18 protein-coding genes and 1 pseudogene are annotated in these 16,507 nt (G+C 69.8%); 9 read left to right on the top strand and 10 right to left on the bottom strand.

All coding sequences use genetic code 11. The features are described from left to right. Window positions 1–33 precede the first annotated feature (33 nt). From OG453_RS19270 to OG453_RS19260, 3 genes and pseudogenes are all read right to left on the bottom strand, one after another. The gene (locus OG453_RS19270; RefSeq protein WP_266869176.1) at window positions 34–1,005 is read right to left on the bottom strand and encodes a DMT family transporter; all 972 of its coding nucleotides are present in this window, start codon (window positions 1,003–1,005) and stop codon (window positions 34–36) included. A gap of 159 nt (window positions 1,006–1,164) precedes the next feature. Continuing rightward, the gene (locus tag OG453_RS19265; protein WP_266869175.1) at window positions 1,165–2,187 is read right to left on the bottom strand and encodes a DMT family transporter; all 1,023 of its coding nucleotides are present in this window, start codon (window positions 2,185–2,187) and stop codon (window positions 1,165–1,167) included. 202 nt (window positions 2,188–2,389) lie between these two features. Further along, window positions 2,390–2,929, bottom strand: a pseudogene (locus OG453_RS19260) (Clp protease N-terminal domain-containing protein); the annotation flags it as partial. Window positions 2,930–3,084: 155 nt separating this feature from the next. Here OG453_RS19260 and OG453_RS19255 point away from each other — a divergent pair. Next, window positions 3,085–3,273, top strand: coding sequence for a hypothetical protein (locus OG453_RS19255; RefSeq protein WP_135331802.1), 189 nt, complete (start codon window positions 3,085–3,087; stop codon window positions 3,271–3,273). Window positions 3,274–3,293: 20 nt separating this feature from the next. Here OG453_RS19255 and OG453_RS19250 read toward each other — a convergent pair whose 3' ends face one another. Then, entirely contained in the window at window positions 3,294–4,109 is an 816-nt protein-coding gene (locus tag OG453_RS19250) for a putative protein N(5)-glutamine methyltransferase (protein WP_266869174.1), read from the bottom strand. 299 nt (window positions 4,110–4,408) lie between these two features. On the opposite strand from OG453_RS19250, the gene OG453_RS19245 reads away from it, so the two are divergent. Beyond that, window positions 4,409–4,837 carry an SRPBCC family protein gene (locus OG453_RS19245; protein ID WP_266869173.1) on the top strand — a complete coding sequence of 143 codons (429 nt, stop codon included), beginning with the start codon at window positions 4,409–4,411 and terminating at the stop codon, window positions 4,835–4,837. 88 nt (window positions 4,838–4,925) lie between these two features. On the opposite strand, the gene OG453_RS19240 is transcribed toward OG453_RS19245, so the two are convergent. After that, entirely contained in the window at window positions 4,926–5,540 is a 615-nt protein-coding gene (locus tag OG453_RS19240; protein ID WP_266869172.1) for a PadR family transcriptional regulator, read from the bottom strand. A 186-nt stretch (window positions 5,541–5,726) separates the two neighbouring features. Between OG453_RS19240 and OG453_RS19235 the strand changes: the two genes are divergently transcribed. The 3 genes from OG453_RS19235 (at window position 5,727) to OG453_RS19225 (ending at window position 7,310) form a co-directional block, all read left to right on the top strand. Next, complete coding sequence (locus OG453_RS19235; RefSeq protein WP_266869170.1) at window positions 5,727–6,083, top strand: TnsA-like heteromeric transposase endonuclease subunit; 357 nt, start codon at window positions 5,727–5,729, stop codon at window positions 6,081–6,083. 821 nt (window positions 6,084–6,904) lie between these two features. Continuing rightward, entirely contained in the window at window positions 6,905–7,144 is a 240-nt protein-coding gene (locus tag OG453_RS19230; RefSeq protein ID WP_266869168.1) for a hypothetical protein, read from the top strand. A gap of 34 nt (window positions 7,145–7,178) precedes the next feature. Next, window positions 7,179–7,310: a hypothetical protein gene (locus OG453_RS19225; RefSeq protein WP_266869166.1), complete on the top strand. Its 132-nt coding sequence runs from the start codon at window positions 7,179–7,181 to the stop codon at window positions 7,308–7,310. 119 nt (window positions 7,311–7,429) lie between these two features. Here OG453_RS19225 and OG453_RS19220 read toward each other — a convergent pair whose 3' ends face one another. Continuing rightward, window positions 7,430–7,990 carry a DinB family protein gene (locus OG453_RS19220; RefSeq protein WP_266869164.1) on the bottom strand — a complete coding sequence of 187 codons (561 nt, stop codon included), beginning with the start codon at window positions 7,988–7,990 and terminating at the stop codon, window positions 7,430–7,432. Window positions 7,991–8,172: 182 nt separating this feature from the next. Then, window positions 8,173–9,069 carry an aminoglycoside phosphotransferase family protein gene (locus tag OG453_RS19215; RefSeq protein WP_266869162.1) on the bottom strand — a complete coding sequence of 299 codons (897 nt, stop codon included), beginning with the start codon at window positions 9,067–9,069 and terminating at the stop codon, window positions 8,173–8,175. A gap of 132 nt (window positions 9,070–9,201) precedes the next feature. On the opposite strand from OG453_RS19215, the gene OG453_RS45145 reads away from it, so the two are divergent. Further along, window positions 9,202–9,420 (top strand): hypothetical protein, encoded by a 219-nt coding sequence (locus tag OG453_RS45145; RefSeq protein WP_323178640.1) that lies wholly within the window; start codon window positions 9,202–9,204, stop codon window positions 9,418–9,420. A gap of 167 nt (window positions 9,421–9,587) precedes the next feature. On the opposite strand, the gene OG453_RS19205 is transcribed toward OG453_RS45145, so the two are convergent. Continuing rightward, window positions 9,588–9,953, bottom strand: coding sequence for a hypothetical protein (locus OG453_RS19205; protein WP_266869160.1), 366 nt, complete (start codon window positions 9,951–9,953; stop codon window positions 9,588–9,590). Window positions 9,954–10,125: 172 nt separating this feature from the next. On the opposite strand from OG453_RS19205, the gene OG453_RS19200 reads away from it, so the two are divergent. Next, complete coding sequence (locus OG453_RS19200) at window positions 10,126–10,947, top strand: PhzF family phenazine biosynthesis protein (RefSeq protein WP_266869158.1); 822 nt, start codon at window positions 10,126–10,128, stop codon at window positions 10,945–10,947. A 51-nt stretch (window positions 10,948–10,998) separates the two neighbouring features. Here OG453_RS19200 and OG453_RS19195 read toward each other — a convergent pair whose 3' ends face one another. Then, window positions 10,999–11,799, bottom strand: coding sequence for a CPBP family intramembrane glutamic endopeptidase (locus tag OG453_RS19195; RefSeq protein WP_266869156.1), 801 nt, complete (start codon window positions 11,797–11,799; stop codon window positions 10,999–11,001). Between the two features lie 166 nt (window positions 11,800–11,965). On the opposite strand from OG453_RS19195, the gene OG453_RS19190 reads away from it, so the two are divergent. Further along, complete coding sequence (locus OG453_RS19190; RefSeq protein WP_266869154.1) at window positions 11,966–13,738, top strand: substrate-binding and VWA domain-containing protein; 1,773 nt, start codon at window positions 11,966–11,968, stop codon at window positions 13,736–13,738. Between the two features lie 12 nt (window positions 13,739–13,750). Here OG453_RS19190 and OG453_RS19185 read toward each other — a convergent pair whose 3' ends face one another. After that, window positions 13,751–15,268 carry a glutamate--cysteine ligase gene (locus OG453_RS19185; protein WP_266869152.1) on the bottom strand — a complete coding sequence of 506 codons (1,518 nt, stop codon included), beginning with the start codon at window positions 15,266–15,268 and terminating at the stop codon, window positions 13,751–13,753. A gap of 486 nt (window positions 15,269–15,754) precedes the next feature. Here OG453_RS19185 and OG453_RS19180 point away from each other — a divergent pair, with 486 nt between their 5' ends. Continuing rightward, entirely contained in the window at window positions 15,755–16,339 is a 585-nt protein-coding gene (locus tag OG453_RS19180; protein WP_266869150.1) for a hypothetical protein, read from the top strand. Window positions 16,340–16,507 lie beyond the last annotated feature (168 nt).

Here is a 16,507-nt window from a genome sequence, read left to right as displayed (position 1 = left end):
GCGCGGCCACACCGGCCGCGCCCCTCGCCGCACTCAGACCGGGTCCGGCGCGAGCCCCGTCTCCCGCCGCGCCGCCACCACCCCCCGCGTCTCCGCAACCGCGAGCCCGGTCACCGCACCCAGCATCAGCAGCGTCCCGACGACGGTGGACACGGTCAGCTCCTCGCCCAGCAGAACAACGGCTATCACTGCGGCACTCAACGGTTCGAGCAGCGTGATCACAGAGACGGTCGCCGACCGCACGACCGCGGCACCCGCGAAGTACAGCGCGTAGGCGACGGCCGTAGGGATCGCCGCGATGTACATCAGATAGAGGCCCATGCGCGCTGGCTCGGCGGTGTGCGGCACAAGACCCTCCACCGCGGCGAGCGGCAGCAGGCAGACGGCCACCACGGCGAACGACCAGACGGTCGTGCCGGACGAGTCGGCGCCGCCGCCCCGCCCCCACCACCGCGTCAGGAGCGTCATCGCGGCGTACGCGGCCGCCGAGGCGAGCCCCCACAAGACACCCGGCATCCGCACACTGGCACCACCACCGCCCAACACAAGCACCAGCAGACCGATCAGCGCCCCGGCCACGGCGACGACCCCACCGCTCCCGAGCCGCTCGCCCAAGGTGACCCGCGCCCCGAGCGCGATGAGCACAGGGCCCGACCCCATGGCGACGACCGTGCCGACCGCGAGTCCTGTCGACTCGACGGACGCGAAGTAGGCGGTCTGGAACACGGCGAGGGCCACCCCGGTCACCACGATCCGGGGCGCCCGGCGGCGCAGCGGCACGCCGCCCGAAGCCGAGGCGGACCGGCGGCGCGACCGCACGAGACGCGCCGCGAACATCAGGGCGAAACCGCCCACGCAACGCCAGAAGGACAGGCTCACCGGCCCCATGTCACTGGCGTCGAAGACCAGCGCGGCGGCGGCACCCGCGGTGCCCCACGCCGTACCGGCGACGATCAGATAGAACAGGCCACGTCCGACGGACAGGCCGGAGACAGCATTCGACACGTCGAGTTCTCCGCAGAAAGAAGAAAGAAGGAAGGTCCTGATCTCCGTCTGCGGGCAGCGTCGCTCCACCCGGCGACCGGCCGGGTGTGATCCAGGAGGTGCCCGCGTCTAAGCGGCGGGCGGCGGAAGGACGAGCGCGTTCGAATGCATGATCACAAGCTAGGTGGCGCTGCTGGTCGACGACAACTGCGTTTCGGAGTCCGGAACCCCGCCCGCGGCAGGCTCCGGCCGGGGCTTGGCGGGCGTCGACGACTGGGCGATGAACGCCCCGGCGAGCACCACCGCGCCGCCGATGATCTGCGGCGCCGAAAGATGCTCGCCCAGCATGACCCAGGCGAGGACGGTCGCGATGACCGCCTCCAGGCAGGCCACGACCCCGGCCACCTGCGGGGAGAGCCGGCGCACCGACAGCACCCCGGTGACGTACGCGATGACGGTCGCGACGAGCACGATCCAGCCGATCAGGGCCCACGCGGGCACCGCGGAGCCGTCCATGTCGGCGCTGCCCGCGAGCACCGACCAGTCCATGCCCCACGGGCGGGCCACGACGGTGAGCACGGCGGCGCCGATGAGCAGTCCGTACGCGATGACGCCGAGCGGATCGGGGGCCTCGTCCCCGGCGTCGCTGCCCTGGTCGGACAGGACGAAGTAGCCGACCTGGCAGCACGCGGCGCCGAGGGCGAGCAGCAGGCCCACGGCGTCGAAGCTCAGCCCGGCCCACACCTCGACGACACAGGCGAGCCCGCCGACCGCGAGCACCACGCCGACCGCGGCCGCGCGCGTCACGGGCCGCCGCTGCACGAACCGCACCCAGCCGAGGACCAGCGCGGGCGCCAGGTACTCGACCAGGAGCGCGACGCCGACGGGGATGCGGGAGATCGCCGCGAAGTAGCAGGCCTGGACGCCGGCCACGGCGAGCAGGCCGAAGCCGAGGAGCAGCGCGGGCCTGCGCAGGACCAGCGCGCGGTGGCGCCAGGCGACGGGCAGCATCACCAGGGTGGCGCCGGCCACCCGCAGCCACACCACATGGAGCGGGTCGAGGCCGGCCTCGATCAGCGGCTTGGCCGCGACGCCCGATCCGCCGAAGGCGATCGCCGACCCGAGGGCGAGCCCCAGGCCGACGCCCCTTCCCTGGCTCGCTCGCGAGCCTTTCTGATTCCCCTGAGACGCTTGCACCGGCACATCATGGCAGGACGTGTCATGAGCGTCACCCCCGATAGACCCTGTCTCAATCGGCGGACGGCTCGGCACGCATCTCGGCAGAAATCTGTGCGGGCATCTCGGCAGACGTCTCCGCGGGCATCTCGGCAGACATCTCGGCGGACTTCTCCCCGTACGGATCCAGGAGCCCGTCCGCCGGCACACCGCTGGACGCGGCCGCCTCGATCCGCCGCAGCAGCGCCTTCGCGTCGGCGCCGGCCCGCCCCAGGACCTCGACCGCGCGGCAGTCGGGATCGGCGACGAGCGCCGCCATGAGGTCCACGCCGACGGCACGCGGCTCGCCGCGCAGGTCCGCCCGCGCGATGGCCGCTTCCATGGCGGTCGCCGCCGACGGTGACAAGACCGTCTCCTTGGCGGAGGTCACCAACGGCACGGCCCCGGAGTCCTCCACCGTGCCCTGCCACTGCAGTCCGTACCCGATGCTGCGCTGCACGAGATAGCCGAGGAGCCGCACCACCTGGGCGCCGTCGCCGATGACCGCCCGCACATCGGGGTCGGCCTCCAGAAGCGAGTGCAGCAGGTGCGCGGTGTCGATCTGCCGGTCCCCGTCACGCACCGCGCGCCGGCGCGCACCGGACACCACCGACGACAGCGCGACGCTGAGCCGGGATTCGATGTCTGCGCGGGTCGGGCCGGGCTCGGCGCCCTGCGATGTACGGCTTTGCACATCTCCCACCCCATCAGTCCCCGGAAGCGGAGTCATCGGCGGCGGGAAGCATCTTCGCGTCCGACACAGGTTGGGTACGACTGGGTAGGCCCTCCTCCTTACGGATGAGATCTGGCCGTTCTTCCCCGAGGGGCGCGCGCCGCCTTGATTTGCGCCGCAACCATCGCGCCCCCGTCGATCGTCTTTCGGGCATGGAGAGCAGGTGCTGGATGGTCGCTCTGCCGGCGATCGACGGCAGGCAGTACGTGTACCGGGTGTACGCCCCGGACGACGCACTGCCCGCCGACCTGTTCTGGGAAGCCTGGCACTGCCACGACGAGAGCCGGCTCCCCCGGGCCTGCGACCTGTTCGACGCGGCGGTGATCCGCAAGGTCGGCTGAGCGCGGGCCGCGCGGCCGGGCTATGCCTGCCGGGTTCCGATGATGACCGTCGCGTACAGCTCGTCGTCGCTCACCGACCGCGGCACGAGACCGCCGTCGGCGACCGCTTCGAGCGCGTACGGCACCTGCCGCTCGCTCGTCTCGAACAGCAGCCGGCCGCCGGGTGCCAGCCAGCGCGCGGCGTCCGCGGTCACCCGGCGCAGCACGTCGAGCCCGTCGGCGCCGCCGTCGAGCGCCACCCGCGCCTCGTGGATCCGGGCTTCCGGCGGGAGCAGGCCGACCTCTTCGGTGGGTACGTAGGGGACGTTGGCCAGCAGGATGTCGACGCGGCCACGGAGTGCCGGGGGCAGCGGTGCGTAGAGATCGCCCTCGTAGACCTCCGCGCCTGTGCCGGCGACGTTGCGCCGGGCGCACCGCACCGCGGCAGGGTCGATGTCGGCGGCGTACAACTCAACTCTCTCGACGGCCGCGCCCAACGCGGCCCCCAGCGCGCCCGATCCGCAGCACAGATCGACGACGACCGCTCCGGGTCGCGCCGACTCGGCGGCCTGCCGTACGAGGAACTCGGTACGCCGTCGCGGCACGAAGACCCCGGCGTCCACGGCGATCCGCAGACCGCAGAACTCCGCCCAGCCCAGGACGTGTTCGAGGGGCAGTCCGGTGACGCGCCGGTCGACCATGGCGGCGAGTTCGGCGGGGTCGTGGGCCGTGGAGATGAGCAACTCCGCCTCGTCCTCGGCGAAGACACAGCCGGCGGCGCGCAACGCGGCGACGACAGCGGCCGTGGTGGGCGAGAACAGGGACGGTGACGCGGGTGATGACGGTGAAGCCGACATGAAAGAACCTTTCGGGATGCCTGTGGGGCTCCCTCGGTCACCTATGCCGGGTGAACCGCGCGGTCGCGAGAGGAGAGCACCCGACCTGCTACTGCGGTAATGGGTCTCACCTCCTCGTTCCGTCTCCCTGCGTCGATCACAGGAGACGGCCACAGTACCCGACCCGCATCCCGGCGGCATCGGCGCACCCCGCCACCGACCTGACGGTTCATCAGTATTGAATGTTCGAGGCCCTGCGGCTACGTTCCGCGACACCGCAGCTGCGCCCGCCGCAGCGCCCAACGAGAAGGGGTCGTCGCATGGCCGAAGTCAGCGCGGAAGCACGGATCGAGGCGCCCGCCGAGAAGGTCTGGGCCCAACTCACCGACTTCTCCTCGTACGGCGAATGGAACGCCACGCACACCAGCTTCCCCAAGGGCGGCCCCACGACGCTCGAGGTCGGCGGAACCTTCGCGGAGAACATGAAACTGATGGGCTTCCCGGCCGAGGTCGCATGGACGATCGAGGAGTTGGAGAGCTCCCGCACCCTGGCGATCCGGGGCAAGGGCCCGATGGGCGTGAACGTCGGCACCCGCTACAGCCTCACGCCCGACGGGGACGCGACGACGGTGCGCATCGACGGGGAGTTCACGGGCGCGGCGGTCTCCCTGATGGCGGGCAAGCTCAAGGACTCGGCGACGGCGGCGCTGACGGAGTCGCTGCGCAAACTGGGCGGCCTGGTGACCTGAACCCCGCCCGGCATACGCATAGAGGCGCCCCGCACTTGATGTGCGGGGCGCCTCTATGCGTATGCCGGGGTCATCGACCCCCACCGCCTCAGTCCTCATCGGCGAGGATCAGATACAGCTTCTTACGGGCGTCGTTGATGACCGTGACCGCCTTCTCGCGCTGCTCCTTGCTGCCGGTCTTCCAGACCTGGCCGAACGCCTCCATCAGACCGAAGCCGGCCTGCCGGATCTCGTTCAGCGTCTCCCAGTCGACCCCGCGCCCGGCCTCTTCCCAGGGGGCGTCGGGACCCTCCTCGGCCGCCTCGCGTCCGGCGTCGGTGAGCGAGAAGAGCTTCTTGCCGCCCTCGCTCGCGCTGCTGATCAGGCCCTCGTCCTCCAGGAGCTGGAGGGTGGGGTAGACCGAACCAGGGCTGGGCTTCCATGCCCCGCCGCTGCGCTCGGCGATCTCCTGGATCATTTCGTAGCCGTGCATCGGCCGGTCCTTCAGGAGGGCCAGGATCGACGCACGCACATCGCCGCGCCGCGCCCTGCCCCGGGGACCACCCCTGCCGCCGCGCCCGCCGCCCCAAGGCCCACCGGGCCCGCCGAAGCCGGGGCCAAAGGGACCGAACGCCGCGCGCCGCCCCTCAAAACCACCCCGACCCTCACGACCGGGGCCGCAGTGGCCACGCCCGTGCTCGTGTTCATGTCCGTGGTTACGCATCGCCATCACTCCTTTGATGCCATCGATCAACCGCCTTGTCGTTGATCAGTCGCGATGCGTCAACGATATATCGGAACTGTTCTGTCGGCAAGCCCCTTCTTCTGTGGGCGCCCTAGTCCTGCCTTCGCCGACCTGGCCCCGCGACCTCGCGGGGGTTACGAGTCGCGGGTGGAGCGGGACGCCGCGATGGCCCTGGACTTCGACCCTTCCGTGATCTCCCTGGCCTCACAGCCCTTCAGCCTGGCCTGGTGGGATGGCGAACGGGATCGTCAGCACACCCCGGACCATTTCGCACGGCTGGCCGACCGCACCGGCGTGCTGGTCGATGTGCGGCCGGAGAGCCTCGTCGACGAGGAGGCCGCCGAGGTCTTCGCGTTCACCGCACGGGTTTGCACGACGGTGGGGTGGCAGTTCCGGCTGGTCGGGGATTTGGGGCAGCCGTTCCAAGCGAATCTGCGCCGGCTGGCGCGCTACCGGCAGCATGCTGGTCGATCAGGTTCATCTCCAGGCGGCCGTGGACTTCGCCGTCCTGGGCACCAGTGAGCGGACCGCGCTGGGCGCGGCAGCACTGCTGGACCGTCTCCCGGAAGAGGCCGCGAAGCGGGCGTTGTGGTGGCAGCACCACTTGATCGAGACCCTGACCGGTCTGCCGCCGGATGCTCCGCAGGGGGAGCGGGCGAAGGCCGCGGAACCGGTCGCGCGGGGTGCAGAGGTCAGTGCGCGGACCGTCAAGCGCAAGCGGCAGCGCTACGAGGCCGGCGGTGTCGCCGCGGTGGTGGACCGATGTCTCGCCCCGCGCGCTTCGCTGCTGGGCCGGGCTGATCCTCGGGCGGTGGCGGCGATGCGTCAGGCCATCGCCGAGAGCATCCCGGCCTCCACTCGCACGATCGAGTACGCGCGCTGGCGGACCGGCCGCGTCCTGGCCGCCGAGCACGGCGAGGACGTGGTGGAGATGCCGTCACGGGCGACGTTCTACCGCCTGTTCACCAAGTTCTCCAGCGGCGTCCCCGTGACCGGGTCGGCCCGCACCCGCCAGTCCCTGGCCAACCAGCCGGAAGGGCCTTTCCGTTACGAGCGGGTCGCGGCCGCGGGCGAGTTGATGCAGATCGACTCCACCCCGCTGAACGTTCTGATGCGGCTCGACGAGGAGGCGCCCAGCAGGGTCGAACTCTGCCGCCTGGTCGATGTCGCCACCCGCACCATCGCCGCCGCGGTCGTGCGGCCGACTACCAGTCTGCGACCGGGGCAAGGCCTTCATCTCGGAGAACTTCAGAGCCGCCTGCCGGACCCTGGAGATCAACTTCCAGCCCTGCCACCCTCGTTCGCCTGCGGAGAAGCCCCATATCGAGCGGACGCTCAAATCGGTGGCCACGATGTTCTGCCAGTTCCTCCCCGGCTACGTGGGCCCCTACGGCATCAAGATCAACCACCGGATCTACGACTGCGCGGACCTGGGCCCCTTCCGACGCCAGCCCTCCGGGGTCGCCCGCAAGAAGAACTTGTGGGAGATCCACCGCGACCTCTACGACGCCAACTGGATCTGGGTCCGCACGGCCGTCCCGGCGCGACCGGCGGGTCGCTGCCCGGACCAAAGCCGCCGCTGAGGGAAGTGGGCCTCGGCCGCCGAAGCCCGAACCGGTGCCGGCCCAGGCAGAAGACCTGCTGCCTCACGACGGCGAGGAAGCGGACGAAACACAGGACGAGCGTGAGGACCACGACGACGGCCGCCTCGACTACCACACCCGCTCGAAGGAGCCCGCTGACAGATGAGCTACACCCGAGACATCCGCCCAACACCAGCATGACCACCCCGAACGGCCCTCACGCCACCACCCTGACCAGCTACTTCAAGAGGGCGCAGCTTCACTGAAGCTCGCAGCCACGGAGCGTCACGGAGTCGGCGCGGCTCCGTCGTGCCAGCGGTAGAGGTCGCGCAGCAGGGAAATCTCGGCGCCGTGATGGATCAGCTCCCTGTTGACGTGCAGGACCCTGTTCTCCATGGGAAACCGCTCGGGACCCACCGCGGGCGGATTCTCCAGGTCAGCGTCCGAGAGTTCGCGGACCCCCGCGTTCCATCTCCCATACATCTCATCGAGCTGCTTGAGAGCCTCGTCAGCGGTCCCCGCGTAGGCGAATGTCTCGGAGTCGACGTCCTGACCGCCGAAGTACCATCCGACCCGATAGCCCAGGCACGAGACGATGATGTGCGCCAGCCGCCAGGCAATCGTGGTCACCGGCGCCGGCACCGGGCCAGGGGACGCAAAGTCCATCGCCCACTCCCCCGAACCTGTCGACATCGGTGCGGCCGACGTGCCACGCGGGCGGATGCTCCAGCAGCCACGCACCGGCTCCCAGAAGTACTCCTCATCGGTAAGACCGTCCAGCCGCGGCCGCAGGTTCTTGTGCCAGTACCAGTCCACCTGCTCCGCGAGCCGCTCGCTTCTTGTCATGTCCGCACACTACATACGACGGAGACCTGGCTGGCTGGGCTGGGTTCAACGACCCAAATGTGCCGGCCTCGACCGATGACATGACGAATGATCAAGACCGCAGACCCCCGCCCGAGATCAGCATGAGCTGTCGGTGGGGCGGCAAGCGATCGTCTCTATCACGGCCCATAACCGGGGCGGCATCACTCCATCGACTCCAGAATGCGGTCGAGTGTCCGGCGCCCCAGTCTGCTCATCGGCGGATTGCTCTCGACGTAGTACCAGACAACACCCATCGCCTGTTGGAACGCCCACGCCTTGCCGCGCTCCCACTCCAGATCGTCACAGACCAATGCCCGCCGGAGCACTTCCCGCGGGCCTGGCTGCAACAGGTGCCAGGCACTGACCAGATCCAGCGCGGGATCGGCCGGGCCGAAGCCGCCGGTGTCGAGTACGCCGCTGAGCCGGCCTCCCGCGACCAGTACATTGCCGGGAATCAAGTCACCATGGCTCATCACGTCGGCACCTGTGCGTGGCAACTCCCGAAAATGGCTCCACACCTGGCGGAGCCGGCGCACGTCGAGCAGCCCCTCGCTCTCCTCGAAACACTTCGCCATCCAATCGTCGTGGTGAGTGAGAACGCCGCCACGACCCTCGCCACTGAAGAGCCGCCCCCGCGTCTCGGCCTCCCGAAGAGCTGCGATGAATGCCGCAAGGTCCTCGGCAAAAGCGTCCGACCCACTCGGGTCGGCATCAAAGGCGACCGTTCCCGGCAGCCATGTCTGGACCGACCACGGCATGGGGCAACCCGCTCCAGGCTCTCCCAAGGCGACGGGTTCCGGGGCGGGGAACCGAGACACCTGCGCCAGCTCCGCGCTCGCCTGGGCTTCCTGTTCCAGAACCGCCAGCGCCTCGGCGGCATCGGCCAGACGCAGTGGGAAACGCGCAGAAAGGTCGTTCCCGATGCGGAAGATGGCGTTGACCGTCCCGGTCGACGACACGAGTTGGATCGCCTTGCCGCTCCACTGAGGGAACTGTTCCTCGATCAAAGCCGAAACGGTTTCGGTGGTCAGGTCCACTTGGTCATCGTGCATGGTCATCTCTCGGGCGCTCTTCCACTAGGCCGGCTCGAACCGTAGGAAGCAGACCAGATCAACTGAGACGACAGCCAGTACGCATACGCCAGGATCCAGATCAACTGAGACGGGACAGCCCCGCCCTAGAGTCGGCGCATGCCCGAGCCCCCCTACCTCGCGGCGGTCCGGGCGTCGTACGACACCGTCGCCGCCGACTACGCGGAAGTCGTCAAGGACCCGGCGGACCTTGGCTGCGGCCCCGGCAAGGTCACGGCGTATCTGGCGGGTATCTGGCGGCCCTGGGGCCCACGGCGTTCGGCATCGACCTGTCCCCGAAGATGGTCGAGCTCGCCCGGCAGCGGCATCCGCACCTGAACTTCGCGGCGGCTTCGATGGTCCTACGAGTCCCATCTGCTGCCCGCGGAACGCATCGCCGCGCTGCTTGAGCGGGCCGGACTCACCGTCACGACAAGGCTGGTGGAGCAGCCCGACCCCGGGGCCAAGAGGATGATCGTCACCTTCCTGGCCCGGAAACCCGAAGGTCAGCCCATCTGGGCCTTGACGTAGTCGATCACCTCGTGGAACTCCTTCGTGGGCGAGAAGTCGACGTACTCACAGTCCTCCAGCGCCTCCGGAGCATGGCCCGCCGCCCAGTAGAAGGCCTGGCCTGCCTCGTAGATCTCCTCGCCGGACGCCGTCCGCATCTTCAGGCGCCCCTTGAACAGATACCCCCAGTGCGGACACTGGCACAGGCCGTCCGGCATTCCGGTGAGCACCGGAGCCATGTTCGTGCCCTGCGGAAGCCGGGCGAACGCGACGGTCATGTCACCCCCGACGTCCCGCATCCGCAGCTCCACACCGCCGCCTTCGATCGCGACAGGAGTGTCGTCCCGCGTAGTCGCCGTCATGGTTCCTCCTCTGCGGGCCCGCTTCCGGGCCCAAGGAATCCCTCTCCCTTCCAGCCTCTGCCCGCCGGGCACGGGACGCGAGGCGTGGCGTGATCGACGAAGGGGCCAATCGGGCCACCCACCCGCAATTGGCCTTGGCCTGCCCCCACATTGGCCCGCTAGCGTCGTCAATATGCCGACCTCTCACCGCATTCGCGTCGTCGACGCCTTCACCGACCGCCCCTTCGCCGGCAACCCGGCAGGTGTCCTGCTCCTCGACGCCTTCCCGGACGACGCCTGGCTCCAGCACGTGGCCGCAGAGATCAACCACGCCGAGACGGCCTTCGCCCACCGCCTCCCCCCGCACGGCGAAGCCGACTGGGCTCTGCGGTGGTTCACACCCACCACCGAGGTCGACCTCTGCGGCCACGCCACCCTCGCCACCGCCCATGTCCTGCACACCACGGCGGCCGCCACCGGTCCCGTGCGCCTCGCCACCCGCAGCGGCGTCCTCATCACCACCGCGCACGACGACGGCACCATCACCATGGACTTCCCGACCGCCCCGCTCACGCCGGCCGAGATCCCCGACGGCGTCGCCGAAGCCCTGGGCGCCCAGCCCCTCACCGCGTACGACACCGGAGCGCACCTCGGTGACCTGCTCGTCGAGCTCGCCGACGAGAAGACGGTGCGCGCACTGACCCCCGACCACAAGGCTCTCGTCCAGCACTCCGAGCGCGGCATCATCGCGACCGCACGCGCCGAAGACCCCACCCGCGGCTACGACTTCGTCTCCCGCTGCTTCTTCCCGCGCGTCGGCATCGACGAGGACCCGGTGACGGGCAGCGCCCACACGGCCCTGGCCCCCTTCTGGTCCCAGCGCATCGGCCGCACGGAACTGACCGGCCTGCAGGCCTCGGCCCGCAGCGGCCTCGTCCGCACCGAACTGCGCGGCGAGCGCACCCTCCTTACGGGCAGCGCGGTCACGGTCATCGAGGGCGAACTGCACGCCTGACGGGACGACGGGGACGTACGGAGCCATGTCGTACGTCCCCAGCCGGCCGCGCTACGGCGTCGGCAGCCACCCCACCTTGCCGGCGAGCAGCGCGTACCCGACGAACGCCCCGATATCCAGCAGCGCATGGGCCACCACCAGCGGACCGACCCGCCCCCACCTGCGGTAGAGCAGCACGAAGACCACGCCCATCGCCATGTTGCCGATGAACCCGCCGATGCCCTGGTAGAGGTGGTAGGAGCCGCGCAGCACCGAGCTGCCGACCAGTGCGGCCATCGGCGTCCACCCCAACTGCCCGCACCTGCGCAGCAGATAGCCGACGACGATCACTTCCTCAAGCACCGCGTTCTGCACCGCGGAGAGCACGAGGACCGGGTACTTCCACCACACGTCGGGCAGATCCTCCGGCACAACGGTGAGGTTGAACCCCAGCCCTCGAGCCGCCAGATAGAAGGCGATCCCGGTGCTGCCGATCACCGCCGCGATCGCCGCCCCGCGCCCCAGATCGGGCCACGGGCGGCTCCGGTCGAAACCGATCGTCCGCAGCCCGGCGCCCTCCCGCAGCAGAAAGTGCGCCACCAGCGCCACGGGCACCAACGCGGTCGTAATTCCGAACAATTGCCACGCGAGATCAAGCCAGGGACGCCCCGGCGCGGCCGACGCGTTCATCGTCGCCGCCTGGTCCTTCAGACCGCCCGGTTTGGTGACCGATCCGACAAAGCTGATCAGCGCGGACACACCGCTCGCGCCGAGTGAGAGCGCCAGGACGAGCAGCGTCTCGTCCCGGAAGATCCGCCGCGATGGCTCTTCCGGTCGAAAAGAACCAGCCAACGACCCGGGCTCCGCTTGCACTGCGCCTCCAGTTGAGTAATCCCGCCTCATCCTCACCCGCGCCCCGCTAGGGTCTCGAAAGAAGTTACGAAGATCGTGCGCGACAGGCCGAGGGGGACGGACGCCGATTGCGGTCATGCCACCTCCTCTTTCCTTGCTTCATCACTCAAGGAGAGGCACCACCGCCATGGGACGTCACAGCTTGCCCGATGAGCACGGAACGGTCGCACCCGACCCACGACCGCGCACCCGCGGCCGCACCGTGGCCATCGCGACGGCGCTCGTCCTGGCGGTCGCCGCGGGCACCGCGTTCGCCGTCCGCAGCGACCTGCTCTCCTTCGGCGGATCGTGCAGCGAGGACGCGGTCCGGCTGAATGTCGTCGCCGCACCGGACATCTCCCCCGCGCTGCGCGCGGCCGCCGACGACGCCCGCGAGAAGCAGGTCATGTCCGACGGGCACTGCATCGACGTACGCGTCACCGCCCGCGATTCGTACAAGGTGGCCGACGAACTCCGGGCGGGCAAGGGCGATCCGGAGTACGACGTATGGGTGCCGGACTCCGACCTGTGGGTGCAGCGCGTCGGGCTCGGCGGCAAGCAGACCAAGGTGGCCCCCGCGGGGAACATCGCGTCGTCACCGGTCGGCATGGCCATGGTGCCGTCCGCCGCCGAGTCCCTTGGCTGGCCCAAGAAGACGTACGCCTGGCCGGAGTTGGCCGGCGCTGCGATGAAGGGCGACAAGCTGCGGCTCGGCGCCGCCGACCCGGCGCGCAGCGCGACCGGGCTGCTGGCCCTCGCCAAACTGAGCGCGTCGGCAAAGAAGTCGGGCGGCGCGGAGGGCGACACCCAGGCGGCCGGCATGGCCAAGGCGCTGTCCGCACGGACCGCCGACAGCGACGGCCAGCTCCTGGACACGCTGGCCCGCGACGGCTCGGGCACCGAGCAGGGCAACCCGCGCCGCAACCAGGCGCTGATCCTCTCCGAGCAGGCCGCTTTCCGGCACAACGCGTCGGCGGGCGAGGAGAACAGCCTCGACATGTTCTATCCGAAGGACGGCTCACCGCGCCTCGACTACCCCTACACGCTGGTCGAGGAGGACCGTCTCTCCACGGACCAGAGCCGGGCGGCCCTGCGCTTCATGACGCTGTTCAGCGACGACGACGGGCGCGCGATCCTGGAGAAGAACGGCTTCAGGACCGACCCCGAGCAGGTGTCGGAGAAGCTCGTCACGGCCGCCGGCGGCCGCACGCCGCAGCCGTACACGGACGAGGCGGCCGAGCAGCCATCGGACAAGCAGCTCCAGGAGACACTCGGCATGTGGACGATCACGGTCCAAAGTGCCCGGCTCAGCACGGTCGTCGACGTGTCGGACTCCATGAGCGAGTGGGTGCCGGGCCGCGAGCAGACCCGCATGGAGGTCACCAAGTCCTCGCTCCTGCAGGCGCTCGCGGGGTTCACCGACGAGGACGAGATCGGGCTCTGGGAGTTCGCCACCGGGCTCGACGGCGAGCGCGACTACCGCAAGCTCGTGCCGACCGAGCGGCTCGGCGACCGCAAGGGCGACGGCACCCAACGGGACAAGATCTCCGAGGCGTTCAGCGATCTGGAGCCCATACCGGGCGGTGCGACCGGTCTGTACGACACGACCCTCGCCGCGTACAAGGAGGCGACGTCGACGTACGCGAACGGCAAGTTCAACGCGCTGGTGGTGCTCACCGACGGCGCCAACCAGGACCCCGGCTCCATCTCGCGCAGCAGCCTCATCTCCCAGCTGCAGGAGCTCACCGACCCCAAGCGCCGTGTTCCGCTCATCGCGATCGCCGTCGGCCCGAACGCGGACAAGGAAGAGGTCAAGCAGATCGCGGAGGCGACCGGCGGATCGGGTCACCAGGTCGACGACCCGGCACAGATCCACGCGGTCATCCTCAAGGCCATCATGGAGGCGGGCAGCCAGGGCTGAACCCCCGGCTCCTCAGCTGAGGACGGCGGGTTCGGGCAGCCCCACCGGCCAGGTGTGCACCGGGTCCCCCGAGTGCATCAGCTCGGCGTAGCGACGCGTGGTGGCGGCGAGCGCGGCCTCGCGTTCGAGCCCGGTCTCCAGTGCCTGGTGGTACGTCGCCGCCTGCCAGGACGCCCCGTTCACCCGCCGCCTGCACCGCTCCTCGATCACGCCGAGGTAGAAGTCCCGGTCGGCGGGTTCCACACCCCACGCGTCGAGCCCGGCGGCGGCCAGCGGCAGCAGTTCGTCGCGGACCAGCGAGACCGCGGGCACCTCGACGATCCCGCCGTATCTGCCGCGCCGCGGCCACTTCAGACGGGCCTCGATGCCGTGGCGGCACGCGGTGTCGAAGTTGTCGGCCGCGGCCTCGAAGGGCAGCCGGCTCCACACCGGCCGCGTCTCCTCGGCCAGGGCCCGTACGAGGCCGTAGTAGAAGGCGGCGTTGGCGATGACGTCGGTGACGGTGGGGCCGGCGGGCAGGACGCGGTTCTCCACGCGCAGATGCGGGACGCCGTCGGCGATGCCGTACACCGGGCGGTTCCAGCGGTAGACGGTGCCGTTGTGCAGGACGAGTTCGGCAAGGCTCGGCACACGGCCGTCGTCGAGCGCCTCCAGCGGGTCCTCGTCGTCCATGAGGGGCAGGAGCGCCGGAAAGTACCGCAGGTTCTCCTCGAAGAGCTCGTATGCGTCCGAGATCCAGCGCTCCCCGAACCAGGTACGCGGCCGTACGCCCTGCGCCTGCAGTTCGGGCGGCCGGGTGTCCGTGGACTGCAGGAACAGCGGCGGCCGGGACTCGCGCCACAGCTCACGGCCGAACAGGAACGGCGCGTTGGCGCCCACGGCGATCTGTGCGGCGGCCACACACTGCGCCGCGTTCCACACATCGGCGAACCGCCCCGGGGTGACCTGGAGGTGCAACTGCACGGAGGTGCACGCCGCTTCGGGCGCTATCGACGTGGACGTGCAGGTCAGCCGCTCCACGCCGGTGATGTCCAGGGCGAACTCCTCGCCGCGCGCCGCCACGATCTGCTCGTTCAGCAGGGCGTAGCGGTCGACGTCGGAGAGGTTCCCGGAGACCAGATCGTGGTGGGCGAGGGTCGGCAGAATGCCGATCATGACGATGCCGGCGTTCACCTCGTTCGCTTTACGGTGGGCATAGGCGAGGCCGGTGCGCAGCTCCTCGGCGAGGCGGTCGAGAACCCGGCCGCCCAATCGGTGCGGGGCGATATTGACTTCGAGATTGAACATTCCGAGTTCCGTCTGGAAGTCGCGGCTCGCGATGCGCTCGAGAACTTGCGCATTCATCATTCTCGGCATCCCGTCGGGCCCCGCGATATTCAACTCGATCTCCACGCCCATCAGATTCTTGGGCCGGTCGAACCGCTCCTCGTCCAACAGCCTCCGCAGTCCCGCGAGACACTCCCTGAGCTTGCTTCGGTACCGGTTCCGCTCGGACAGGTCAAACGTTCCTGCCACGACCTTCTCCCCCATCGAAGCGTCCCCTCCTCTGATGGGCAGCCAATGATCCGGCCGCTGCGTCTCGGAGGATGATGCCCTGCAATGTGATCGATAACGCCCCGCACATGCCCCCGTCCCAGTACGCTCGACGAGGGTCGTCACACGGCACATTCGCGCGGCATGACACACACCAGAAAATCGCCGCACCCGTGTCTGGTGAAAAACACCGACGAGAATCGGCCGTCCGCGTCACGGAAGTGAGCCGAGGTCAGAAGGGGCGCCCACATCCAGAATCGGGAGGAATCCCGCAGAAGGGCGACCGACAATCGACTTGCGAGCAATATTGGGCGCGGTTAGACGAAACACCGTCTGAACACGTGTCGTATAAACTCCGCGAACGAGGCAGAGAGTTGGCGCTCGCGGTCCCCCTGCCCCCGCCCCTCTGGCCCCAGAGCAGACAGCGTCGTCCGCACCTGCCCGCGATCCACCGTGCCTGTCGAATGAGAGAGGCGACCCACCATGCCGCTGCAAGTCCCCCCGGCTCCCGCGCCCGCCCTGCGCAGCGTCCTCGCGGCACTCGGTTCACCCACCGCCGTACGCGAAGCCCGCACCCCGTCCCTGCGTTCCGCCCAGGGACCGGTGACCCCCGAACTTCCGCTGCCCGTCCACGTCCTGGACCGGATCACCCCGTCGGGCAGCACTCCCACCCGGCTCGCGGGGTGGCGTTTCCTGATCCGCTGCGGCGAGCGAGCTGTCGCCGCGGCCGACACGATGCTCACGCCCGACGGGTGGACGTTCTCGCACTTCTTCGAGGGCCCGTACATCGCGGCCACCGAGCGCGCCCTGCGCCACGCCGAGAAGATGCCCCTGCCGTACCAGCCACGCCTGTTGTCCGTGCCCGAGCTCTACATGCTCACGCTCTGGCTGCACGGCGACTGCACGGCCGACGGCGCGGGCGGCCATCTCTCGGCCACCGACATCCTCGTACCGCTGGCGCCCGCGCCGCCCGGCATCGCGGCCCACCGCCCGCACCACGCCGCCGAACTGCTCAAGGTCCTCACCCACCGCCTGACCCCCGCGCCGCTGCTCGGCTCACCCGCCTGACGCCGCCGCACCTCCCGTGCCCCGCCGCCCGACCGGCCGCGGGGCACGGCGCTGTCCGCTGCCCATACGGACTAGCCCGGTATGACCACCCCGAACCACCCGAAGAGACAGTGCAGTTGAGCTGAACCGTCCGGGCGGGTGATACGTCATTAAGCAGTAAGGAGCGCT

The organism is Streptomyces sp. NBC_01381 (assembly GCF_026340305.1).
GTDB lineage: Bacteria > Actinomycetota > Actinomycetes > Streptomycetales > Streptomycetaceae > Streptomyces.
Note: the sequence above shows the minus strand (reverse complement) of the source record. Positions and strands in the feature narration are given on the sequence as shown.